Origin of the sequence: Paenibacillus sp. FSL H3-0457, from assembly GCF_037981725.1 — a bacterium.
In the GTDB taxonomy this organism is placed as follows: Bacteria; Bacillota; Bacilli; order Paenibacillales; family Paenibacillaceae; genus Paenibacillus; species Paenibacillus amylolyticus.
In genome coordinates this window covers 5,238,440-5,261,235 of record NZ_CP150283.1, presented here as the reverse complement: position 1 = coordinate 5,261,235, position 22,796 = coordinate 5,238,440, and the positions used below count along the sequence as shown (strand labels likewise).

The window sequence follows — 22,796 nt, the reverse complement described above, 5'->3', positions numbered from 1 at the left end:
ACCCTGTTTGCAAGGTCATTTGCATCTGTAATAAGGGTAATATGGATGTTCATTATCTATTGTGATTTAATTCACATTAGTAAGCGTTATCTTTTATCAAAGCTGTGACAACAAAATGAACGCAACGGGATTGACAACAGTTGCATAGAGGATGACAATAGAAAAAGAAGATGAGGGAATGTAACTATAAGGAGGGAAGAAATCATGTCAACGAGTCCCTATCCAAGCCCGGAAATTATTACGTTTGGGGAGAGTATGGGTTTGCTGACTGCCAAGGATACAAGAGGGCTGGAATATGCAGCCACACTGGACAAGTCTTTCGGGGGTGCTGAGAGCAATCTGGCTATTGGTGTATCCCGCCTGGGGCATACCAGTGGTTGGTTTGGACGCTTGGGCAATGATCCGATGGGCAGTATGATTCTGAAAGCCATTCGCGGTGAAGGCGTAGATGTATCCCGAGTACGTTTAAGTGATCACGAGCCCACTGGTTTGATGATTCGTGAGAACGCTTCCGGGAAAGCTTCGGTGCATTATTATAGGAAGCTATCTGCTGCAAGTGCGATCACACCTGATGATCTGGATCCCGACTATATTGCCGGGGCGAAGATATTGCACGTTACGGGGATAACGGCAGCGATAAGCCCGTCCGGACTTGCTACGGTAGAAGCTGCCATACATATTGCCAAACAGGCAGGGGTGAAAGTAAGCTTTGATCCAAATCTGCGTCTCAAACTATGGTCTGCGGATGAGGCCCGTCCGGTTATACTGCGTTTAGCTGAACTGGCAGACTACTTTTTACCGGGTCTGGACGAGATGAAACTTCTATATAACGAAGAAAATGATCAAAAAGTACTTGAGCGTTTATCTGCCATGAATGCTGTGTGCATCGTGAAGGGTGGCCCTGATTTGACCTATGTATTGGCGAATGGTACCCTAACGGAAGTTCCGTACTTTAAGGCGGATTATGTTCTGGATACGGTAGGAGCAGGAGATGGTTTCTGTGCGGGATTTTTATCGGGTTTATTAAAAGGATACTCCCCGCAGGAAGCAACCCGTCTCGGCAATTTGACCGGCTCCATGGTTATACAGGCTGTTGGCGATTGGGAGGCGCTCCCGACGTGGGGGCAGGTCGAGGCCAAGCTGAACAACGTTGCCCATGTTGAGCGTTAGTCGCTCTAAATCATATATGGCTCATCTTCGTTCTTAAATGTAAGGCTTGTATACACAACCACCACATTGACAAGGGAGAGAATGAAATGAAGAAGCTTCAGCTGTTGCAAAAGATTACGGACAATGGGGTTGTGGCAGTTCTGCGTGCAGATTCTGCGGATCAAGTCATTGCCATGGCCGAGCAAGCGATTGCGGGTGGCATTAAAGTTATCGAGATTACGATGACAGTACCCAGTGCCCTCAAAGCCATTGAAAAATTAAGCCGTGTATACCATTGGAACACACAAGATCCAGAGAAATTCGCGATTATTGGTGCGGGAACGGTGCTTGAACCGCAAACGGCAAGAGCGGCCATCATGTCGGGTGCCGAGTTTGTAGTCGGACCTTCCCTGAACCCGGATACCGTGCAGATCTGCAACCTGTATCGAATTCCAATTCTGCCTGGTGTGATGACGATTGCTGATGTTCAACGCGCATTGGAACTCGGTGTGGACATTGTGAAGTTGTTCCCGGGTAATCTGTACGATCCTTCGATTATCAAAACGATGAAGGGCCCTATGCCGCAGGCGAATTTTATGCCAACTGGCGGGGTATCCTTGTCTAATCTGGGGGATTGGATCAAGGGTGGAGCAGTCGCTGTAGGGATCGGCTCCGACTTGACAGCGGAAGCTGTGAAGACGGGTGACCTGAGTCATGTCCGTCGCAAAGCGGAACAATATATGGATGCTTACCGCAAGGCCAAGGCTGAATAATATTTTTTCAATTCGTAGAAGGGGAGCCTGATAAACAAAGGCTCCCAATTCTGTGAGCCGCGGCACCTGCGGAAGTGAAGAAAGGTGATTAACGTTGAGAAATCGGTATAATACAGGGCGCAAGAAGAGGGGCATCGGGAAATTCCTGCTCGTACTTCTGGCGCTCATTGTCATTGGATGTGGATTTGTTGCGTGGAAATTATTCACACCATACGGTCCACAGGAAACAGCTCAAACAGCTATGGAAACAGCCAATTCGGTGACGGTGAGTGAACAAGAGAACTGGATTGATTTTGTGCCAGATAAACCGACGGGGAAAAGTGTGCTTTTCTACCCTGGTGGACTGGTAAAACCGGAAAGTTATGCACCACTTGCGCATGAGCTGGCTGCTGCGGGTCATCACACGATTATTGCCAAGATGCCAGTTAACCTGGCAGTGCTTAAGCCAAACTTGGCAGATGAGATTCTGGCCGCATATCCGGACGAACAATTTGTTATGGGTGGACACTCTCTCGGCGGGTCGATGGCTGCACGTTATGTAGCGGCACATCCTGATGCACTTCACGGGATTTTCTTCTTGGCATCTTACCCGGATGAAAAAGGGAGCGTAAAGTCACTTGGAATACCTGCTTTATCTATTCTAGGTACTAAAGATGAAGTCGTGAATGCTACGAAGTATCAGAGTGGACGGATGTATCTTCCAGAAGACACGGTATATTACACCATTGAAGGTGGTAACCACGCCCAGTTCGGTGATTATGGTCATCAAAAAGGAGATGGCGAGGCGGAAGTGAGTGGGGAAGAACAGCTGAATCAGACGGTCAAGACTGTACTCGCTTGGTTAAGTACCATGAAGTAGGTTTTGATTATTCTGCATTAAGGGTTGAATGCATTTATAGCATAACTTAATGGAGGTGATATGGATGACCATGCTTCAAGTGAATGGAGTGCAGATCCCATGTAAAGGGATCCTGTTCGATAAAGATGGAACACTGCTGGAATTCCTTCAGCTATGGGGGCCGTGGGCAGAGACGTTGCTGAGTCAGTTACAAGCACGTATGAATGAGCTTGGAGCTTCATTTACGGTTGAACGGGAGCACGTCTTAGGCACCATTCATAATGCAGAAGGTCACATTGTCGGCTATGATCCGCAAGGCCCGCTGGCCATTGCGACTGTGGATGAGTGCACGGGATTGCTTGCCGGGCAACTATATGCAGCAGGCATACCATGGAATGAAGCGATCACAACGATACGCAAATTTTCAAGTGTAGCCATGAGATCGGTAAGAGAGCGCAAATCCGCTGAACCCATGTCAGGATTGCTGGATTTCTTGCAGAAATGCAGGGCAGCAGACATACCACTGGCGGTCGTCACTTCAGATAGTACAGCGGCAGCAGAAACACATCTGGATTGGATGGGGATTCGTTCCTTTTTCATATCCATTGTGGGCTGTGATCGGGTGACCCAGGGCAAACCGGATGGAGAAGCAGCACTCTTGGCTTGCCGTGAATTACATATCGATCCTGCGGAGGCAGTTGTAATTGGAGACAGCAATGGGGATATGCAGATGGGGCGGCACGCAGAGGTATCCTATACGCTCGGTTACGGTCCGCAGTTAGATCAAGGATCTCACCTGGTTGATGCCCATGCCATTATTCGTCATTATAATGAGATAAGCGTTATTTTATAAGTCACCCTGACCTGATTGAACGATATAAAAGGAGGAGAGAGGATGAACGCAACAGAACAACTGGCTGCCTGGATTCAGGAGAGCTCCCGGATTGTTTTTTTCGGAGGGGCCGGGACTTCAACGGAAAGCGGGATTCCCGACTTTCGCTCGGCTGCGGGTCTGTATCAGACGGAGCAGCATTCGCCTTATCCACCGGAAGAGTTATTAAGCCGGCATTTTTTTGATCAACATGCCGATATTTTTTATGATTTTTATCGAGGTAAAATGCTTCATCCAGATGCGGAACCGAATGGGTGCCATCGACTATTGGCCCGTCTGGAGCAGGCGGGAAAACTTCAGGCAGTGATCACGCAAAATATCGACGGACTACATCAGAAGGCAGGTAGCAGCAATGTTTTTGAACTTCACGGCTCAATTCATCGTAATGCCTGCATGGATTGCAAGCAGTTTTATACGCTGAATGATATTATACAGTCCCAAGATACCGTGCCTCGCTGTACCACATGTGGTGGTGTGATCAAACCGGATGTGGTGTTGTACGAAGAGGAGCTGGATCAGACGACTTTGTATCGTTCCATTGATGCACTGTCTTCTGCAGATCTGTTACTCGTGGGAGGCACGTCACTGACGGTATATCCGGCGGCCCAGTTAATTACGTATTTTCAGGGAAAACATACCGTTCTGCTCAACGCTACACCTACCGCTTACGACCGCAGGGCTGATTTGCTGATTACAGAGCCGATTGGCGAGGTAATGAATAATGTGGACCAGCTTCTTGGTTGAACGTATGGACTGAATAACCGCATTCTCCGGTATAGACCGGATACAAGAGGCGGAACCTGGGGAAAGAAGGGATTCATAATGGTCTACGTAGCAAGCGATACTCGCTATGAAACGATGAAATATAACCGCGTTGGACGTTCAGGTTTGAAACTGCCAGCGATTTCACTGGGGCTGTGGCATAACTTTGGCGGTATTAATAACGCTGAGAATGGTCGTAATATGATTACCCGATCATTTGATCTGGGCATTACACATTTTGACCTTGCCAACAACTATGGCCCACCGGCAGGTTCGGCAGAGCAGTTATTTGGACAGGTACTGGCCCAGGATCTGAAACCTTATCGTGATGAACTGGTGATCTCCACCAAAGCGGGGTATTATATGTGGCCCGGACCGTATGGCGAGTGGGGTTCACGCAAAAATCTGGTATCCAGTCTGAATCAGAGCTTGAAGCGTATGGGCCTGGATTATGTAGATATTTTCTATTCACATCGTTATGATCCCGAAACACCTTTGGAAGAAACGATGATGGCACTGGATCATATTGTTCGCTCGGGCAAAGCCCTTTATGTGGGGATATCCAACTATCCCGCAGAGCAGACAAGACAGGCTGCCGAAATTCTGAAAGGTCTGGGTACGCCTCTGTTAATCCATCAACCGAAATACTCGCTGCTGGACCGCTGGATTGAAGATGGTTTGCAGGACGTGCTGGATGAGTATGGAACAGGCAGTATTGCATTCTGTCCATTGGCACAAGGTGTGCTCACGAACAAATACTTGAATGGTATCCCGGAAGACTCACGTGCCAAAGGACCGTCGGTATTCCTGAATGAAAACAACATCTCTCCAGAGACGCTCCGCAAAGTGCGTGCGCTGAACCAGATTGCAGCAGCCCGTGGTCAGAGTTTGGCCCAATTTTCACTCTCATGGGTGTTGCGTAATGGCAGGGTAACTTCCGCGCTGATTGGCGCAAGTCGTCCTTCCCAGATTGAAGAGAATGTGGCTGCACTCAGCCAATTGGATTTCTCTACAGAGGAATTGGAACGGATTGAATCCATCCTGTCTCCAGAGCCTGATGACAAATAAATAAAGTGTAAAAGGTGCATCTTAGCCATAATGGCGGAATGCACCTTTTTTTGTCGTACGTGTTCCGTCCGTTGTGTTGCTCACTGTTTGATTTGTTGAGCATTCTGCTGTAACCCCTGATGTAGTGGACGGGACAGTATTTTCTCTCGATACAAGCTAGGCGCTTCACCGTGAAATCGTTTGAACTGTTTGGAGAAATATAGTGCGTCTGGCAGTCCAACCGATGCAGATACCTGTTCGATGGACAGATCCGGGCGTTCTCTGAGGAGTTGGCGCGACTTGTCGATCCGTAGTTTTAGCAGATAGGTGACTGGGGAAAGACCGGTTTCCTGTTTGAAAATACGGGATAAATACGCGCGGTTGTATCCAAGACTCGCAGACATTTGTTCAATGGAGACAGGATAGGCATATTGGGTAGACATATATTGAATCATCTGTTTCACCGTACGTCGGATGGAGGATTCACCTGGAATTAAGGTTTGGCCCTGCGAAAGGTGATTCTGTGCTTCGGCTAGAATCATATATAACGTACCCAGTGATGTGAAATGGGAGCTTTCTTTGCGCTCGGCAAAAGCATCCTGCATCACGGATAGCCAATCGGATATTCCACAGGATGGTCCAGCATGAAAAACGGACTTCTCCGGGCGGAACCCGGCTTCCTCGGTATGTTGGCCAGCCTGGCTGCCTGTGAAGGCAATCCAGCGATATTGCCATGGGTTGCGGGCGTGAGACTGGTAACTTACCAGTTGCCCAGGATGAATGAGGAAACAATCACCTGCGGATAACTCGTAGGTGTGCAGTTCGGTACGGAACGTACCCGCCCCTTTTTCTACATAATGCAGCAGATAATAATCAAACAATTTAGGACCGAGGGCGTGACCCGGAAGGGTCTGGCTTGCTCCGGCAAACAGGACATGCAGTGCGCCTTGTTCATAATAGACCGGATTGGAGGCAACCGAATAACTGAGTGCTCCGCTTTTACCGGAAGGTGATTCCTGTATTTTTTCGTTAGAAGATGCAAGGGATTCTTTCTTGGGGTTGGATTGATCTGACATGGTCGTTTCCTTCTTTCCGGGATGCTCCGATCATTATACGCCTTAAGGTCACATTTATCCATATGAAACACACATGGTTGCATTACAAGAGGCACCGCTTTCTTATATAATAACATTAAGAAAACCACAACAACGAGGCGAGGTGCACCAGCAGTGAACGTAACTGAATTGAAACAAAAGTTTATTGAGAAGTACGGAGAGAGTGGAGCGGACATCCGTGTATTTCATGCCCCTGGGCGTGTGAATCTGATCGGTGAGCACATTGACTATAACGGTGGATACGTGCTTCCGGCAGCACTTGAATTCGGAACAACATTGATCATTCGTGAGCGTCAGGACAACAAGTTGCAACTGGCTTCCACGAACATGTCTTATGAAGGGGTACTAGACACTTCCTCCATAGGTAAGGAAAAAACCGGAGAATGGACCGACTATCCTGTTGGTGTCATGGTTGAATTGCAGGGCAAAGGCGTGAATGTAACAAAAGGCTACGACTTCTTGTACCACGGGGAGATTCCGAACGGGGCAGGACTTTCATCATCTGCATCTCTGGAGGTACTCACCGGATTTGCGATTCAGTCTCTGGAGGGTGTATCGGATATTGATACGGTTCAACTGGCGCTTTTGTCCCAGAAAGCGGAAAATGAGTTCGTAGGCGTCAACTGTGGAATCATGGATCAGTTCGCTGTCGCAAACGGTGCTCAGGATCACGCGATCCTGCTGATGTGTGACACACTGGAATACGAAAAGGTTCCTTTCCGTACAGGCTCCTACAAATTGGTCATCGGTAACACGAACAAACGCCGCGGTCTGGTGGATTCGGCTTACAATGAACGTCGCTCCCAATGCGAGCAGGCACTTGCCATCTTGAAGGAACAGCTGCCTGCACTGAATTACCTGGCTCAATTGACGCCAGAGCAGTTCGTAACACTACAGGATCAGATCAAGGATGAGAAAGTAAGACAGCGTGCACAACATGTCGTGGAAGAGAACGCTCGTGTGCTCGCATCAGTCGAAGCATTGCAGGGTAACGATCTGGAAACCTTCGGCAAGCTGATGAACGCTTCTCATGAATCGCTTCGCGATTTGTACGAAGTAAGCTGTGATGAGTTGGATGTTATGGTTGAAGAAGCTCAGCGGATTCCAGGCACGCTTGGTGCCCGGATGACTGGCGCAGGATTTGGCGGTTGTACCGTATCACTTGTGCATGAGAATGATGTCGAGCGTTTTGTAAGTGCAGTGGGCGCTGCATATGAAGCGCGTACCCGTCTCAAAGGTGATTTCTATGTATGCGGTGTAGGTGATGGTGTTAAAGAATTGAAGGAGGCGAAGTAAAATGGCAATTTTGGTGACAGGTGGAGCAGGGTATATTGGATCTCATACGGTAGCAGCATTGTTGGAACGTGGGGAAGAGGTTGTTGTACTGGATAACTTGCAGACAGGGCATCGTGAAGCGTTGCTCGGCGGTAAGTTGTATGAAGGGGATCTTCGTGACAAAGAAATTCTGGCGAAGCTGTTCGCTGAGAATTCAATCGATGCAGTCATTCACTTTGCAGCCAACTCACTCGTAGGCGAGAGTATGAAAGACCCGGTTAAATATTATGACAACAACGTGTTTGGTACACTCTGTCTGTTGGAAGCGATGAATGCAGCGAACGTACGCCGCATCGTCTTCTCCTCTACAGCAGCTACCTACGGTGAGCCTGAGAAAGTGCCAATCGAAGAGAGCGATCGTACAGAGCCAACCAACGTATACGGCGAAACAAAACTGATGATGGAACGCATGATGTCATGGTTCGATAAAGTTCAGGATATCAAATACGTTTCCTTACGTTACTTCAATGCAGCTGGTGCTCATGACAGCGGCAAAATTGGTGAAGATCACCAACCAGAGAGTCACTTGATTCCACTTGTACTGCAAACAGCATTGAAACAACGCCCGCACATCGCCGTGTTTGGTGACGACTATGCAACAGAAGATGGCACATGTATCCGTGACTATATCCACGTGAGCGACTTGGCTGATGCACATCTGCGTGCAGTAGATTATCTTCGTAAAGGTGAGAACAGTAATGTGTTCAATCTTGGTAACGGTACAGGATTCTCGGTAAAACAAGTGATCGAAACAGCTAAAAAAGTGACTGGCCTGGATATCCCGGTTGTACAGGAGCCACGTCGTGCAGGTGATCCGGCTGTGCTGGTAGCTTCATCTGCAAAAGCGAGATCAGTCCTGGGTTGGAATCCAAAATGGACCAATCTGGAAGATGTCATTCAAAGCGCTTGGAGCTGGCACCAATCACGTCCTGACGGCTACGGAAAAAACTAGGAGGCGAACACCTTATGTCACAGACTCATATTGCAGCAGGTGCCACAGAGCGGACACCGGAGCAGCAGGAAGCACTGCATGCCATTGAACGTCTGGTTGCATTTGCCTTGCAGAAACAATTAATCGAGGAAGCGGATTGGGATTATAGCCGCAACCTCTTGCTGGAACAATTCGGATTCTCAGAGCCTTATGCCGGCGAGTTGGACACGAATGTGCCCGATGGCCCACAGGCTATGCTGGATACGTTGATCGATTATGGATTTTCCATTGGACTCATTCCTGAAAATAGTGATACATTCCGTGATTTGCTGGATGCCAAAATCATGGGTCATCTGATGGCACGCCCATCTGAAGTGGTACGCGCATTCCGCCACACGGAGCAGACGGAAGGCATTGAGGCAGCCACATCTCAATTCTATGACTTGTCGATTAACTCCAACTACATCCGTATGGATCGGATCTCGAAGAACGTCTACTGGACACAGGACACGGCCTATGGAGACATGGAGATTACTATCAACCTGTCAAAACCGGAGAAAAGTCCAAAAGAGATTGCCATGGCGAAATTGCTTCCGCCACCGGTATATCCAAAATGCCAACTGTGTCGTGAAAATGTAGGTTACGCTGGTCGGGTGAATCACCCGGCCCGCCAGAATCTGAGAGTCATTCCGTTGGAACTTAACAGCGAGCCTTGGTTGTTCCAATACTCGCCGTATGTGTACTACAACGAGCACTGCATCATTTTCCATCATGAACATGTGCCGATGAAACTGACAAAGGATACGCTGCGCAGACTGCTTGCCTTTGTTGGGGAGTACCCGCATTACTTTATCGGATCTAACGCGGATTTGCCGATCGTGGGCGGTTCTATCCTGACACATGACCATTTCCAGGGTGGACGTCATACGTTCGCCATTCAAAATGCACAGCCAGAGGCAGTCTTCCGCCATGCGGATGCACCTGGACTTACATTGAGTCTCGTGAAATGGCCAATGTCCGTAATGCGTCTGGCTTCACACGATCCTGCAGAGTTGCTTGAAGCGGGTAACGCCGTATATGAAGCGTGGAAGGTCTACAGTGATTCTGCTGTGGATATCGAAGCATTCAGTGAAGTGGACGGGGAACAAGTACCACACAATACGGTAACACCAATCGTTCGTCGCAGTGCAGATGGTGGTTATGAGATGGATCTTGTATTACGTAACAATCGTACGAATGATGTGCATCCAGAAGGCATTTTCCATCCGCACCGTGAAATGCACCATCTGAAGAAAGAAAACATTGGTCTGATCGAAGTGATGGGGCTTGCCATCCTGCCAGGTCGTTTGAAAGAAGAACTGGACAGTATCGCGGATATCCTCGCTGGAGATGCCAAACTTGCTGAAGCCGCCAAAGCTTCTGATCATGTGTTGAACAAACATCTGGGCTGGGCGGAAGAATTGATTGAACGGTTTGGTCCTAACCTGGACAAAGAACAAGCCGTTGCCATTGTACAGCAGGAAGTTGGCTTGAAATTTGCCGAGATTCTGGAACATGCAGGAGTCTACAAATATGATGAAGCAGGACGCCAGGCTTTCCGTCGTTTTGTAAGCAGCATGGGATACACTGAATAGACATGTATAACGATGAACACCAGCCCATAATACAAGGGCTGGTGTTTTTTTGAATATGATTTTTAACGGAGTTGTGAGCCAGTCGTTTGTTCTGTTGGAATAGAACGATAGATCAGGGCAGCCAGCTCGGCTCGGGTTAGGGAGTCATCCGGCCTGAACTGTCCGTGATATCCCACAACCATTCGAGTCTCGGCCAGTGTGGCTATGTAGTCATGAGCCCAGTGGGAGGAGGGCACATCCTCAAAAGAACTCGTTTGAATCAGCGGCAGGTCCAGCGCGAGTACCAGAATTTTTGCTGCCTCGGCCCGTGTAAGTACCGCATCCGGATGGAAGAAATCATTCAAGCCGTTTGAAATATGGAATCCATCAATAAGGCCGACCTCCTGTAGTCGAGATATAGCATCAAAGTAGGGATGTGTGGGCTCTACATCTTCAAAGGGAGCAGCCTTTCGGATTATCGGTAGCTCAAACGCTCCATTGATTATAAGAGCCATGTGTTTACGCAAGATTGGCTGGTTAGGCCTGAATGTGGCATCGGGATATCCCTTTATCAGACCACGTGCAGCAATATTTTCAATCATCAAGCGTGCCCAGTGGGTTGAAATATCACTGAACACAACTGGGGTCAAAGGTGTTGTTGGCACTTTAGGTTCAGGTTCAACTTTAAGTTTAGGTTCGGTTTTAAGTTCCGTTCCTGTATCAGGTTCCTGGGATGATGCGTCAGTAATAGAGCTACTGGTCCAGAAAGAAGGACTGCCACCATGGTTTTCAGAGCTATCAGTCTTTACCCATTTGGCATATAGCGTTATGTCCCGACTTACGGTATCTCGGTCAAAATTCCAGGGAAGAGATAATGCCGAATCTATGTACCATCCATCAAATGAAAACCCGCTCTTGCTGGGCTGAGTGGGAGGCGCTATTGCTTGATTATTCCTAGTAATAGTAGAGGAAACGGGGCTTCCGCCTTGAGAGTCAAAAGAGACGGTCAAAGCGGAAATGGGATCTTCCTTATTCGTATATTTGGACGCAGTTGTCACTGAACTCGTCCACTTGGCGTACAGCGTGATGTCCTCAGTCACGGTATCTCTGGCAAAATCCCAGGGAAGGGAGTATACCGAATCCATGTACCAGCCTTCAAACAAAAACTCGTCCTTGGTAGGCTGAGTGGGAGGTACAATGGTTTGCCCATAAGTGGCTTGAGTGACTGCAACCGGGTTCCCTCCAATGGAGTCAAAGGAGACGATCACATTCAGTTTTTGAAAGGGAATGTCATCCCAGTAAGCGAAATCTTGAGCCTCTGAAGGATCAAAACCCGTAATAATAAGGGATGAGTTTCCATCAAACGCTGAGAAACCAATTGACAAGACACTAGCTGGAATGAAGACAGTCGCCAACCGATTGTCCGCAAATGCCATCGCCCCGATAGAGGAGACACTATCCGGAATGACGACAGAAGTCAGTTGATTGTCCATAAATGTAGCATGTCCAATTGAAGAGACACGATTTGGAATAACAATGGAAGTAAGCTGGTTAGATGCAAATGCCCAGTATCCAATAGTTGAGACGTTCTCTGGGATAACGACAGTAGTTAGTTTATTGTTTGTAAATGCACTATTTCCGATCGACATAACAGTCTCGGGAATAACGACAGAGGCCAGTTGGTTGTTAGTGAAAGTGGAGTTCCCAATTGTGGATACACTATCCGGAATGACGACAGAGGTCAGTCGGTTGTATCCAAATGCCAAGTCTCCAATAGTCGTGACAGTCTCTGGAATGACGATAGAAGTTAGTTGATTGATTTCAAATGCCCTTTCTCCAATCGTGGAGACGGTATGCGGAATAACTACAGAAGTCAAATGATCGCTGTAAAATGCTTTTTCACCAATAGAAGTAACTGGTTGACCGCCAATGGTTTCGGGAATAATGACATCTTTCGAAGTGCCCACATAGTCGTTTATTGTGATTCCATGAGCATTAGCGCTCGTTATGAAATCTTTTTCTTTATTCGGCTCAGCATACATAACCATCTGTCCCCAGGGTACGAGGAACATTAGCAGAGCAAAGAGGAAGATGCTTGCTTTTTTCAATCCAATAACCTCCTTATATTTTTTAAGAATTTTGAAGTTCTTTTGGTTACAGTACAACTGTTAGATGAGATTAACAATACTGAATCTCCAATAGGTGACCCGAGGGGACATGGGGGCGCGGTATTTGGATGACGGCACTCATATTCGTTCTCAGAAATGGAAGATGTCACTTCCCGCATGTATAATGGTGGAAAGCCATTGAAAACATAACTCAATGAAGAAACGGGGACGAATAATTGGAAAAGCAGGCATTGAATATTCCGTTGATAACAGATGCTGAGGAACTGCAAGGCATGGTGGGTGAACCACATGAACATGTGCGTAACAAGGCAATTTCATTTGTGGATTCACATGTTCAGAACTTTATATCCATGTCACCATTATTTTTCCTCTCCACCTCCGATCGTGATGGAAAAAGTGATGTGTCACCTCGGGGTGATGGAGCGGGATTTGTGAAAGTCTATGATACATATCGGCTCGTTTATCCCGAACGCCCAGGCAATCGGCGGATAGACTCATTGTTGAACATGTTGTCGAACCCTGGTATTGGCATGCTCTTTTTGATTCCGGGTATGAATGAAGTGCTGCGTATTAATGGCACAGCATCCATTACCAAGGATGAGGAATTCATCGCCAGTATGGGCTGGAGTGGTAAAACCATAGGTGCGGCTGTCATTGTAGATGTGGAAGAGTGTTTTATCCATTGTCCGCGGGCATTCAAACAGGCTGGATTATGGGCCTCAGAAACATGGGTAGATGCTGACAATTTGCCTTCAACGAGCGAGATGTTTCGAGCCCATTTGGAGATTAACGGGTTGTTATAAAGTGAGTGACTATCGATTTGTTTTTCTATAAACAGGGTACTATAATTGGAGTTGCACTAAAAATTCTAAACTCCATTGGAGGCGACAATAGATATGAGATCTTTCCAATTCTATAATCCAACCCGGCTGATTTTCGGCAAAGGACAACTGGAAGCATTAAAGACAGAAGTGCCGAAATACGGTAAACGGGTTCTGCTTGTATATGGTGGCGGCAGTATCAAACGCAGTGGTCTGTACGATCAAGTGATCGGTTTGCTTAAGGAAGCTGGAGCAGAAGTGACTGAACTGGCAGGTGTGGAACCTAACCCACGTCTTTCTACGGTGCATAAAGGGGTAGACCTCTGTAAAACAAATAACATCGACCTGATTCTCGCTGTAGGTGGCGGCAGTGTACTGGACTGTTCCAAAGCTATCGCTGTAGGTGCCAAATATGATGGCGATATGTGGGATTTTGCTCAGCGCAAAGCCGTTGCACAGGACGCTCTTCCACTCGGTACCGTATTGACCATGGCGGCAACTGGTTCGGAGATGAACTCCGGTTCGGTTATTACGAATCAGGATACACAAGAAAAATTGGGCTGGGGTAGCGCATACTCATTCCCTGCATTCTCTATCCTGGATCCGGTGAATACATACACTGTTCCGCTGGACCAAACGGTATACGGCATGGTGGATATGATGTCCCACGTATTGGAGCATTACTTCCATCTGGATGCCAATACACCGGTTCAACTCGGCTTCTGTGAGACGATTCTGCGTACTGTCATGGAAGCAGCGCCACGTCTGGTTGAAGACCTGGAGAACTATGAACTGCGCGAAACAATTCTGTATTGCGGAACAATGGCACTGAATGGCGTACTGAATATGGGTCTCGCAGGAGATTGGGCAACACATAATATTGAACATGCGGTTTCCGCAGTGTATGATATCCCACACGGCGGTGGACTTGCAATCTTGTTCCCACACTGGATGAAACATAACCTGGACGTGAATGTGGATCGATTCAAACGTCTGGCAATTAATGTATTCGAAGTGAACCCTGAAGGCAAGTCGGACAGACAGATTGCTGAAGAAGGTATCGATGCGCTCAGCAAATTCTGGACATCCATTGGTGCACCTAACCGTTTGGCAGATTACGATATCGATGACAGCCAGATCGACGTAATGGCTGACAAAGCGATGCTGTTTGGCCCATTCGGTAATTTCAAGAAACTGCAACGGGAAGATGTTGTATCCATCTACAAGGCTTCTCTGTAATTCTATAATCACTGCAAAGTGAAAGGACACATTCTGTTGTCCAATAACCGCAAGTCTCCTTCATGGGGGCTTGCGGTTTTTTCGTGTATTCGGCTGTACACGTGAATAATGGAGGAACTTGAAGCAAGGCGAACAGAATGTCGTGATAATACCCATTATCGGGTTCAGAATACAATTGAGGAAAGATTTTGAAACATTTCCCCCCTTGCTACGTATTTATTTACATGTGGAATGCTCAGTTAGGATGAATTTGCGGCAGAGAGAGGAGGAACAGGGGATGGAAACAATTTATTGGGGGTGTCTAATCGGAGGGGCGATATTTGCGGTTGTCAGCCTTGTGCTGGGTGACTTGATTGATGGCTTGCTGGACGGAGCCTTCGAAATGCCAGGTCTTGATTTTTTCAAACCCGTTGTGTTAGCTGGTTCCATTACAACCTTCGGTGGGGCAGGTATTTTGCTGACACGTTATAGTTCATTAAGTGCGATGTCGGGTCTAATATTATCCCTACTTATAGGTATTGCTGCAGCCATGCTGGTATTCTTCGCATATATCAAACCGATGCGTAACAGCGATGTCTCGATTGCATTTTCAATGAAAGAGTTATCTGGGAAAATTGGGGAAATTACCATTCCGGTGCCGGAAAAAGGTTTTGGCGAAGTAATGATTCGTTTTGCATCCGGTAGTACGATTCAAACGGCATCCAGTTTTGAACACCTCCCCATTGCGGCGGGAGCCCGTGTTGTTGTGGTGGATGTTGTAGATGGTGTACTGCGTGTGTCGGAATGGGATGAAAATGTACTTAAAGATTTATAAAGTATTCTTATCAACTAAGTAGATTAAGCACTCATCATGAATGAATAAGGGGAGAGATGTGGAATGGAAAATTTGAATTGGGATGTTTTGTTGATTCCTATAGTTGTAGTCGGTGTCATTCTAATTTTAGGTCTGGCTTTCTGGGCGAGATACAAAACGGTTGGACCGGATGAAGCGATGATCGTTACGGGATCATTCTTGGGTAGTAAAAATATCTCCGATGATGATTCTGGCCGAAAAATTAAGATTGTTCGTGGTGGCGGTGCATTTATCCTGCCGGTATTCCAGCAATCTGAGTTTATCTCCTTATTGTCCCACAAGCTGGATGTCTCCACACCTGAAGTATACACGGAGCAAGGGGTTCCGGTTATTGCTGACGGTGTAGCTATTATCAAGGTTGGAGGCGCTGTAGAAGACGTTGCTACGGCAGCTGAGCAATTCATCGGTAAACCTGTAGAAGCGCTGAGAAGCGAAGCACAGGAGGTACTGGAGGGGCATTTGCGGGCCATCCTCGGTACAATGACGGTGGAAGAAGTATACCGGAACCGGGATCGGTTTGCGCAAGAGGTTCAAGGTGTAGCAGCTAGAGATCTGAAGAAAATGGGCCTTCAAATTGTCTCATTTACCATCAAGGATGTTCGTGATAAACAGGGCTACTTGGAAGCTCTCGGTAAACCGAGAATTGCTGCTGTGAAGCGTGATGCCGAGATAGCTGAAGCGGAAGCGATGCGTGATGCACGTATTCAGAAGGCCAATGCGGAAGAGCAGGGTCAAAAAGCAGAGTTGCTGCGTGATACCAATATCGCTGAGGCAGCCAAAGAGAAAGAACTGAAAGTAGCCACGTTTAAGCGGGATCAGGATACAGCCAAAGCGGAAGCCGACCAGGCGTACCATATCCATGAAGCTCGTGCGAGACAGACCGTGGTGGAAGAAGAAATGAAGGTTGAACTCGTTCGTAAAGAACGTGAGATTGACCTCCAGGAAAAAGAAATCGTCGTACGTGAGAAACAATACGATGCCGAAGTGAAGAAAAAGGCAGAAGCGGATCGTTATGCGGTAGAGCAGGCTGCCGAAGCGGATAAAGCCAAAAGAATGCGTGAAGCCGATGCAGTACAGTATTCCATCGAAACACATGCCAAAGCAACAGCTGAGCAGAAGCGACTTGAAGGTCAGGCCATGGCGGATGCGGAACTTGCCAAAGGTACAGCAGATGCAGAAGTTATTCGTTTGCGTGGTCTTGCAGAAGCAGAAGCAAAAGAAAAACTGGCCGAAGCGTTCCAGAAGTTTGGCGAAGCAGCTGTACTCGATATCATTGTCAAAATGCTGCCTGAACTGGCTGGTAAAATTGCAGAGCCAATTGCATCCATTGATAAACTGACGGTGGTAGATACAGGTAAAGGTGAAGGTGCGGCACGAGTGAGTAACTATGTTACTGAACTTATGGCGACCGCTCCAGAGATGCTCAAAAGTGTATCCGGCATCGATGTAGAGCAGCTGATTAAAGGCCTTACGAAGTCTAAAACACCTGCGCCAGTTGCCATTCAACAGAGCGAGGCTGTTACAACTCCTTCTATAATCGACAAGATTGTGGAAAGAGCTGGAGTTGACGAGTAAGAAGCACTTCCAATCTTGCATGGTTGCTCTATTGACCTTAAGGCGAATTTTTGTTACTTTTTAAGCGAGACGTCCGGCGCGGTTTGCCCGCTCCGGGTGTCTTTTCGTTCGTAACAGGGTGTGACTTAATCACACCTAAGATGGTGTGAAAAAGAGGTGCAAACAATGAGCAGCTTGCATGTAGATAAAGCGCTAAATAATAATGTAATCATTGCACAGCATCCAGAACACGGGGAAGTCGTTGTTATTGGTAAAGGCATTGGCTTTAACCGAAAACCGAGTGATCACATTCCATTGATGGCTGTGGAGAAAATGTTCATTTTGAAAAACCAGCAGGAGCAAGAGCAGTACAAACAGCTTCTTCCACAGGTGGATGAAGCACTGATCGAAATTATTAACGAAGTTATTACGTATATTGCAGAGCGTACGGACGTTCCTCTGAATGAACATATCCATATTGCATTAACCGATCACATTTCTTTCGCGTTAAAACGCAAGGAGCAGGGCATTATCATACAAAATCCATTTTTATATGAAACCCGCGAGATTTATCCTGAAGAATATCGAATGGGAGAATACGCTGTTCGTCTGATCAAAGAGAAAATGGGTGTAGATCTGGGGATGGATGAAATTGGTTTTGTTGCCCTCCATATCTATAGCGCAATGACCAATCAAAATATATCCCAGGTACGTGAACATTCGCAATTGATCACTGATTTGGTGAACCTGGTGTCTGATCAACTCGATTATTCGTTTGAAACGGAATCGCTTGATTACTCTCGTTTGCTGACTCATCTTCGGTTCGCCCTTGAGCGTGTTCGCCGTGGAGACAAAGTGGAAGAGCTTCATAAGTTGGATTCCCTGCTTAAGTTGGAGTATCCCGAAATGTACTCGCTTGCATGGAAACTGACCAAAGTAATGGAGAAAAGACTGAAACTGCCGGTTTATCCTGCAGAGGTAGGTTATCTGACCATTCATCTGCAAAGGCTGAATCAGCGGAAGGAAGAAGAGAATAAGTGAGATCATTCCAGTGATGGAATGCGGAATTTATTTTTTTGGTGTAAAGGCTTGCAATAGATTAAAACTGGTGCTACAATGGTTTCCGTAATCAAGCAACTGAATAAACATAAGCGACGTGTTACTGACTCGATCAGGCATGAGTTAATTAAAGTGTGATTGTTCTTTCCTTGTACAGGGTATGCTATACCCCAAGGTTGGCACAGTTTACTTTATTAATTCATGCCTTTTTTGTGTTCCCTTGCTTGCATCACAACATATAAATTAGACGAAAGGGAGAAACGACGCGATGTTCAAAAAGCTTTTTGGTGTATTGCAAAGAGTAGGTAAAGCTCTCATGCTGCCTGTAGCCATTCTACCTGCGGCAGGTTTGCTGCTCGGAATTGGTAACATGCTGGTTAATCCAGATTTCTTGCAATATGTAACGGCGCTCGACACCCCTTGGGTGAACTCGATCGCAACAATTATGATGAACGCAGGTCAGATCGTATTTGATAATCTGGCATTGCTGTTCGCCGTCGGTGTAGCCGTCGGATTGGCCGGTGGCGAAGGCGTTGCAGGTCTTGCAGCGATCATCGGTTACCTGGTCATGAATGTTACATTAGGATCTGCGGTAGGTGTTACTCCGGCCATGATCGGTGAAGTACCGGGTTATGCCAGCATCTTGGGTATCCCAACATTAAGTACAGGCGTGTTCGGAGGTATTATCATAGGTATTGCCGCCGCGCTGTGTTACAATCGATTTTTCAAAATCGAACTGCCGTCTTACCTCGGTTTCTTTGCAGGTAAACGTTTCGTTCCGATTATCACATCGGTAGTATCCCTTGTAATCGGGTTGCTTCTTGTGATTATCTGGCCTCCGATTCAAAATGGACTGAATGCTGTATCTCACTTCATGGTAGATACAAGTCCGACCTTGTCGGCATTCATCTTCGGAGTTGTGGAACGGTCATTGATTCCGTTCGGTTTGCATCACATTTTCTACTCCCCATTCTGGTTTGAGTTTGGTGAGTATGTGAACAAAGCTGGAGATGTCATCCGTGGTGACCAGCAAATCTTCTTCAATCAATTGCGTGATGGTGTGAACCTCACAGCGGGAACATTCCAAGTTGGTAAATTCCCGTTCATGATGTTCGGTTTGCCAGCAGCGGCACTTGCGATGTACCATGAAGCAAGACCGGAACATAAAAAGTATGTTGCAGGTATCATGGGTTCAGCTGCGCTGACCTCGTTCCTGACAGGTATCACAGAACCACTTGAATTCTCGTTCCTGTTTGTAGCACCAATCCTGTTTGCAGTACACTGTATCTTTGCAGGTTTGTCTTTCATGACCATGCAAATTCTGGGTGTAAAGATCGGTATGACCTTCTCCGGTGGGTTCATTGACTTCCTGATCTTCGGGATTATTCCGAACCGTACACCTTGGTGGGATGTTATTATTGTCGGATTGATTCTTGCGGTGATCTATTACTTCGGTTTCCGGTTTATCATTCGCAAATTCAATCTCAAAACACCAGGACGTGAAGATGCAACGCCTGAAACCGAATCTGGCGGAGGCTCTGGTTCAACGGATGACCTGCCACATAACATTCTCGAAGCTTTCGGTGGCAAGGAAAATATCAAACATCTGGACGCTTGTATTACTCGTTTGCGGATCGAAGTTAATGAGAAATCCAATGTGAAAAAAGATCGTTTGAAACAATTGGGTGCATCTGGTGTACTTGAAGTGGGTAATAATGTTCAAGCCATCTTCGGAACACGTTCCGACACGATCAAATCTCAGATGCAGGATATTATTGCAGGACGAACTCCAGCACCAACGCCAGCAGCTGCCAAACCAACTGCTGAAGAGGAGAAGGCACAAGGTGAGCAGGGCGAGCGCATTGTTGCTGAGGATATCGTCATGCCAGTCAATGGTGAATTGCTGGACATTACAAACGTACCTGATCCGGTCTTTGCTGAGAAAATGACAGGTGATGGGTTCGCAATTTTGCCACATGATGGTACGATAACTTCTCCTGTGTATGGTAAAGTGTTTAATGTATTTCCAAGCAAACATGCCGTGGGCATCATGTCCGATGGTGGCAAGGAAGTGCTTGTTCATATAGGCGTTAATACGGTGAAGCTGAAAGGTCAAGGCTTTAACGTACTGGTACAGGAAGGTGATCTGGTATCGGCAGGTCAGCCGATTATGGAAGTGGATCTGGAGTATGTCAAAGCAAACGCTCCTTCGATCATTTCTCCAGTTATTTTCACCAACCTGCCAGAGGGCTCCACGGTAACTCTGAAGAAGAGTGGAGTGCTGAAAGTTGGCGAACAGCCAATCATTGAGATAAAATAAGAAGTGTTACGATGATGGCAAGCAAGTGTAAATATATGCAATGCCTAAACCAAACTACTGAAAGTGAGATGATTGTAATGCAACAAACATTCAGAATTACAGACGAAGATGGTATCCACGCACGTCCGGCGACAGCCCTGGTTAATACAGCAAACAAATTCAAAGGTGCAGAATCCTTTGCAGAAGCTAACGGTAAAAAAGTAACTTTGAAATCCATCCTGGGTGTTCTTTCCCTCGGATTGGAACAAGGCGACACTATCAGCATCATCGTTGAAGGCGAAGGCGAAGCTGAAGCTCTTCAAGCTTTGACTGACGTTATGGTTAACGAAGGGTTGGGCGAAATTAATGCTTAATGTCTCCGGGATCGCGGCTTCGGCGGGTATTGCTATCGCCAAGGCGTTTATCTTGGAGCATCCTGACTACTCTGTAGAAAAACGCCAAATCAACGACGTTGACGCAGAGATCGCGAAACTCGACTCAGCTCTGGGTAAATCCCAGGCTGAGCTTGAGGCGATCAAAGAGCGTACTTTACAAGAGCTTGGCGAGAAAAAAGCTGAGATTTTTGCTTCGCATTTGCTCATTCTGAATGACCCGGAATTGATTGATCCGGTTAAAGCTAGAATTGCAGATGACATGATCAATGCAGAATTTGCTTTGAACGAAACGGCATCGCAATTTATCTCCATGTTTGAGAACATGAAGAGTGCATACCTGCAGGAACGTGCAGCAGATATGCGTGACGTTACCAAACGTGTGCTAAATCACTTGCTTGGTATTGACTTCATGAGTCCGGCTGAGATCAATGAAGAAGTGATCGTGCTTGCGGAGGATCTAACACCTTCCGACACTGCTCAATTGAATCGCCAATTTGTTAAAGGTTTTGCAACCAACATTGGTGGACGTACTTCTCACTCGGCAATTATGGCTCGCTCTCTTGAAATTCCGGCTGTTGTTGGAACCAAGGACATCTTGGCTCAAGCGAAACAAGGCGATATGATTATTGTTGACGGTCTGGATGGTCACGTACTAGTTAACCCTACTGATGAAGTTATTGCTGAATACCGTGCCAAACAGGAACAGTATGATGCACAACGTGCAGAGTGGAGAAAACTTCGTGATGAGCCAACGGTAACGGTGGACAACGTTCATGTTGAACTTGCAGCTAACATTGGTACACCAAATGACGTAACGGGTGTTCTGGAAAACGGCGGCGAGGCTGTAGGCCTGTACCGTACCGAGTTCTTGTACATGGGCAGAGACAAGCTTCCTTCCGAAGACATTCAGTATAATGCTTACAAAGCGGTACTGGAAAAAATGGAAGGTAAACCTGTCGTTGTTCGTACACTCGACATCGGTGGAGACAAAGAGCTTCCATACCTGGATCTGCCAAAAGAAATGAATCCATTCCTCGGCTTCCGCGCAGTTCGTCTGTGTTTGGACCGTTTGGATATCTTCCGTACACAATTGCGTGCATTGCTGCGTGCAAGCGTACATGGAAACCTGCGTGTCATGTTCCCAATGATCGCAACACTCGGTGAATTCCGTGAAGCAAAAGCTGTCTTGCTCGAAGAGAAAGAGAAGCTGGTTGCTGAAGGTATTGCTGTTTCTGACAGCATTCAACTCGGAATCATGGTCGAAATTCCTTCGACTGCAGTTCTGGCGGATCAATTTGCCAAAGAAGTGGATTTCTTCAGTATCGGAACGAACGATCTTATTCAATACACGATGGCTGCTGACCGTATGAACGAACGAGTGGCGTATCTGTATCAACCTTACAACCCGGCCATTTTGCGTTTGGTTAAAATGGTTATCGATGCAGCGCATCGTGAAGGCAAATGGGTTGGTATGTGTGGTGAGATGGCAGGAGACGAAACAGCAATTCCATTGCTGCTTGGTCTTGGATTGGATGAGTTCAGCATGAGCGCAACCTCCATTCTGCCAGCTCGTAGTCAGATCACCAAGCTGTCCCGTGCGGATATGCAGGAACTGGCTGCTAAAGCTCTGGATATGCAAACGGCTGAACAAGTTGTTGAATTGGTTCAAAGCATTCAAGCGTAATTTTGCCGGGGTTTCCTCCGGATTTGAGGTTTTTCTTTTTCCGATAATGAGCTGCATTGATGTAGCGATTTTGCCGGTATCCGCGATTCATGGTGGATATCGGCTTTTTTTGTTATGAACAGGATAATGTTATTCGGACTCTAGTGTGTAATCAAACTTTCTTCAAACCTCGGTTCGAGAACTGAAGGGCGCCTGAACGTGGCTAAAGCAGACGAGCGTGCTGTATTCTGAATTGCCAGATAGCGTTCTCAGCACGAGAATGCATACTTCATAAGCGAAAGTGCAGAGAAACAAGAGAGGAAAGCTAA

Annotated in this window: 19 protein-coding genes; 17 read left to right on the top strand and 2 right to left on the bottom strand. The window is 46.9% G+C overall.

Going from position 1 to position 22,796, the window contains the following annotated elements; translation table 11 throughout:
* Positions 1-204 precede the first annotated feature (204 nt).
* The 6 genes from MHH25_RS23215 to mgrA all read left to right on the top strand — a co-directional run bounded on the left by MHH25_RS23215 (position 205) and on the right by mgrA (position 5,482).
* A complete protein-coding gene (locus MHH25_RS23215) occupies positions 205-1,170 on the top strand; it encodes a sugar kinase (protein ID WP_101314549.1) in 966 nt (321 codons plus the stop codon).
* Between the two features lie 86 nt (positions 1,171-1,256).
* Positions 1,257-1,922 carry a bifunctional 2-keto-4-hydroxyglutarate aldolase/2-keto-3-deoxy-6-phosphogluconate aldolase gene (locus tag MHH25_RS23210; RefSeq protein ID WP_047844056.1) on the top strand — a complete coding sequence of 222 codons (666 nt, stop codon included), beginning with the start codon at positions 1,257-1,259 and terminating at the stop codon, positions 1,920-1,922.
* Positions 1,923-2,016: 94 nt separating this feature from the next.
* Entirely contained in the window at positions 2,017-2,781 is a 765-nt protein-coding gene (locus MHH25_RS23205) for an alpha/beta fold hydrolase (protein ID WP_076319867.1), read from the top strand.
* Between the two features lie 64 nt (positions 2,782-2,845).
* Entirely contained in the window at positions 2,846-3,613 is a 768-nt protein-coding gene (locus MHH25_RS23200; protein ID WP_076329165.1) for an HAD family hydrolase, read from the top strand.
* Positions 3,614-3,655: 42 nt separating this feature from the next.
* Positions 3,656-4,396 (top strand): NAD-dependent protein deacylase, encoded by a 741-nt coding sequence (locus MHH25_RS23195; RefSeq protein ID WP_340018255.1) that lies wholly within the window; start codon positions 3,656-3,658, stop codon positions 4,394-4,396.
* A 78-nt stretch (positions 4,397-4,474) separates the two neighbouring features.
* Positions 4,475-5,482, top strand: a complete 1,008-nt coding sequence (gene mgrA, locus MHH25_RS23190; protein ID WP_036616991.1) for an L-glyceraldehyde 3-phosphate reductase — start codon at positions 4,475-4,477, stop codon at positions 5,480-5,482.
* An 80-nt stretch (positions 5,483-5,562) separates the two neighbouring features.
* Here the strand turns inward: mgrA and MHH25_RS23185 are convergent, their stop codons facing one another.
* Entirely contained in the window at positions 5,563-6,537 is a 975-nt protein-coding gene (locus tag MHH25_RS23185; protein ID WP_340018254.1) for an AraC family transcriptional regulator, read from the bottom strand.
* 153 nt (positions 6,538-6,690) lie between these two features.
* On the opposite strand from MHH25_RS23185, the gene MHH25_RS23180 reads away from it, so the two are divergent.
* Genes MHH25_RS23180 through MHH25_RS23170 form a run of 3 tightly spaced genes read left to right on the top strand, consistent with a single transcriptional unit; the run spans position 6,691 to position 10,476 of the window.
* Positions 6,691-7,872, top strand: coding sequence for a galactokinase (locus tag MHH25_RS23180; RefSeq protein ID WP_340018253.1), 1,182 nt, complete (start codon positions 6,691-6,693; stop codon positions 7,870-7,872).
* 1 nt (position 7,873) lies between these two features.
* Positions 7,874-8,863 (top strand): UDP-glucose 4-epimerase GalE, encoded by a 990-nt coding sequence (gene galE, locus MHH25_RS23175; protein ID WP_017686840.1) that lies wholly within the window; start codon positions 7,874-7,876, stop codon positions 8,861-8,863.
* A gap of 14 nt (positions 8,864-8,877) precedes the next feature.
* Positions 8,878-10,476, top strand: a complete 1,599-nt coding sequence (locus MHH25_RS23170; RefSeq protein ID WP_340018252.1) for a UDP-glucose--hexose-1-phosphate uridylyltransferase — start codon at positions 8,878-8,880, stop codon at positions 10,474-10,476.
* 62 nt (positions 10,477-10,538) lie between these two features.
* On the opposite strand, the gene MHH25_RS23165 is transcribed toward MHH25_RS23170, so the two are convergent.
* Positions 10,539-12,563, bottom strand: coding sequence for a leucine-rich repeat protein (locus tag MHH25_RS23165; protein ID WP_340018251.1), 2,025 nt, complete (start codon positions 12,561-12,563; stop codon positions 10,539-10,541).
* Between the two features lie 236 nt (positions 12,564-12,799).
* On the opposite strand from MHH25_RS23165, the gene MHH25_RS23160 reads away from it, so the two are divergent.
* From MHH25_RS23160 to ptsP, 8 genes are all read left to right on the top strand, one after another.
* Positions 12,800-13,387, top strand: coding sequence for an MSMEG_1061 family FMN-dependent PPOX-type flavoprotein (locus MHH25_RS23160; protein ID WP_340018250.1), 588 nt, complete (start codon positions 12,800-12,802; stop codon positions 13,385-13,387).
* A 93-nt stretch (positions 13,388-13,480) separates the two neighbouring features.
* A complete protein-coding gene (locus MHH25_RS23155) occupies positions 13,481-14,644 on the top strand; it encodes an iron-containing alcohol dehydrogenase (protein WP_047844049.1) in 1,164 nt (387 codons plus the stop codon).
* A 277-nt stretch (positions 14,645-14,921) separates the two neighbouring features.
* Positions 14,922-15,458, top strand: a complete 537-nt coding sequence (locus tag MHH25_RS23150) for a membrane protease regulatory membrane protein (protein WP_047844048.1) — start codon at positions 14,922-14,924, stop codon at positions 15,456-15,458.
* 63 nt (positions 15,459-15,521) lie between these two features.
* Positions 15,522-17,072 (top strand): flotillin family protein, encoded by a 1,551-nt coding sequence (locus MHH25_RS23145; RefSeq protein WP_340018249.1) that lies wholly within the window; start codon positions 15,522-15,524, stop codon positions 17,070-17,072.
* Between the two features lie 165 nt (positions 17,073-17,237).
* The gene (locus MHH25_RS23140) at positions 17,238-18,092 is read left to right on the top strand and encodes a PRD domain-containing protein (protein WP_047844046.1); all 855 of its coding nucleotides are present in this window, start codon (positions 17,238-17,240) and stop codon (positions 18,090-18,092) included.
* Between the two features lie 286 nt (positions 18,093-18,378).
* Positions 18,379-20,430, top strand: a complete 2,052-nt coding sequence (ptsG, locus tag MHH25_RS23135; RefSeq protein WP_340018248.1) for a glucose-specific PTS transporter subunit IIBC — start codon at positions 18,379-18,381, stop codon at positions 20,428-20,430.
* 77 nt (positions 20,431-20,507) lie between these two features.
* Positions 20,508-20,783 carry an HPr family phosphocarrier protein gene (locus MHH25_RS23130; RefSeq protein WP_036617010.1) on the top strand — a complete coding sequence of 92 codons (276 nt, stop codon included), beginning with the start codon at positions 20,508-20,510 and terminating at the stop codon, positions 20,781-20,783.
* Entirely contained in the window at positions 20,776-22,488 is a 1,713-nt protein-coding gene (gene ptsP / locus MHH25_RS23125; RefSeq protein WP_047844045.1) for a phosphoenolpyruvate--protein phosphotransferase, read from the top strand. The genes MHH25_RS23130 and ptsP overlap by 8 nt, the downstream gene beginning before the upstream one ends.
* Positions 22,489-22,796 lie beyond the last annotated feature (308 nt).

What these genes read in the sequence shown, in the direction of transcription:
- mgrA (WP_036616991.1), top strand. Translation starts at nt 4,475, where the DNA reads ATGGTCTACGTAGCAAGCGATACTCGCTATGAAACGATGAAATATAAC.
- MHH25_RS23200 (WP_076329165.1), top strand. Translation starts at nt 2,846, where the DNA reads ATGACCATGCTTCAAGTGAATGGAGTGCAGATCCCATGTAAAGGGATC.
- MHH25_RS23145 (WP_340018249.1), top strand. Translation starts at nt 15,522, where the DNA reads ATGGAAAATTTGAATTGGGATGTTTTGTTGATTCCTATAGTTGTAGTC.
- MHH25_RS23150 (WP_047844048.1), top strand. Translation starts at nt 14,922, where the DNA reads ATGGAAACAATTTATTGGGGGTGTCTAATCGGAGGGGCGATATTTGCG.
- MHH25_RS23155 (WP_047844049.1), top strand. Translation starts at nt 13,481, where the DNA reads ATGAGATCTTTCCAATTCTATAATCCAACCCGGCTGATTTTCGGCAAA.
- ptsP (WP_047844045.1), top strand. Translation starts at nt 20,776, where the DNA reads ATGCTTAATGTCTCCGGGATCGCGGCTTCGGCGGGTATTGCTATCGCC.
- MHH25_RS23130 (WP_036617010.1), top strand. Translation starts at nt 20,508, where the DNA reads ATGCAACAAACATTCAGAATTACAGACGAAGATGGTATCCACGCACGT.
- ptsG (WP_340018248.1), top strand. Translation starts at nt 18,379, where the DNA reads ATGTTCAAAAAGCTTTTTGGTGTATTGCAAAGAGTAGGTAAAGCTCTC.
- MHH25_RS23140 (WP_047844046.1), top strand. Translation starts at nt 17,238, where the DNA reads ATGAGCAGCTTGCATGTAGATAAAGCGCTAAATAATAATGTAATCATT.
- MHH25_RS23210 (WP_047844056.1), top strand. Translation starts at nt 1,257, where the DNA reads ATGAAGAAGCTTCAGCTGTTGCAAAAGATTACGGACAATGGGGTTGTG.
- MHH25_RS23195 (WP_340018255.1), top strand. Translation starts at nt 3,656, where the DNA reads ATGAACGCAACAGAACAACTGGCTGCCTGGATTCAGGAGAGCTCCCGG.
- MHH25_RS23215 (WP_101314549.1), top strand. Translation starts at nt 205, where the DNA reads ATGTCAACGAGTCCCTATCCAAGCCCGGAAATTATTACGTTTGGGGAG.
- MHH25_RS23185 (WP_340018254.1), bottom strand. Translation starts at nt 6,537, where the DNA reads ATGTCAGATCAATCCAACCCCAAGAAAGAATCCCTTGCATCTTCTAAC.
- MHH25_RS23170 (WP_340018252.1), top strand. Translation starts at nt 8,878, where the DNA reads ATGTCACAGACTCATATTGCAGCAGGTGCCACAGAGCGGACACCGGAG.
- galE (WP_017686840.1), top strand. Translation starts at nt 7,874, where the DNA reads ATGGCAATTTTGGTGACAGGTGGAGCAGGGTATATTGGATCTCATACG.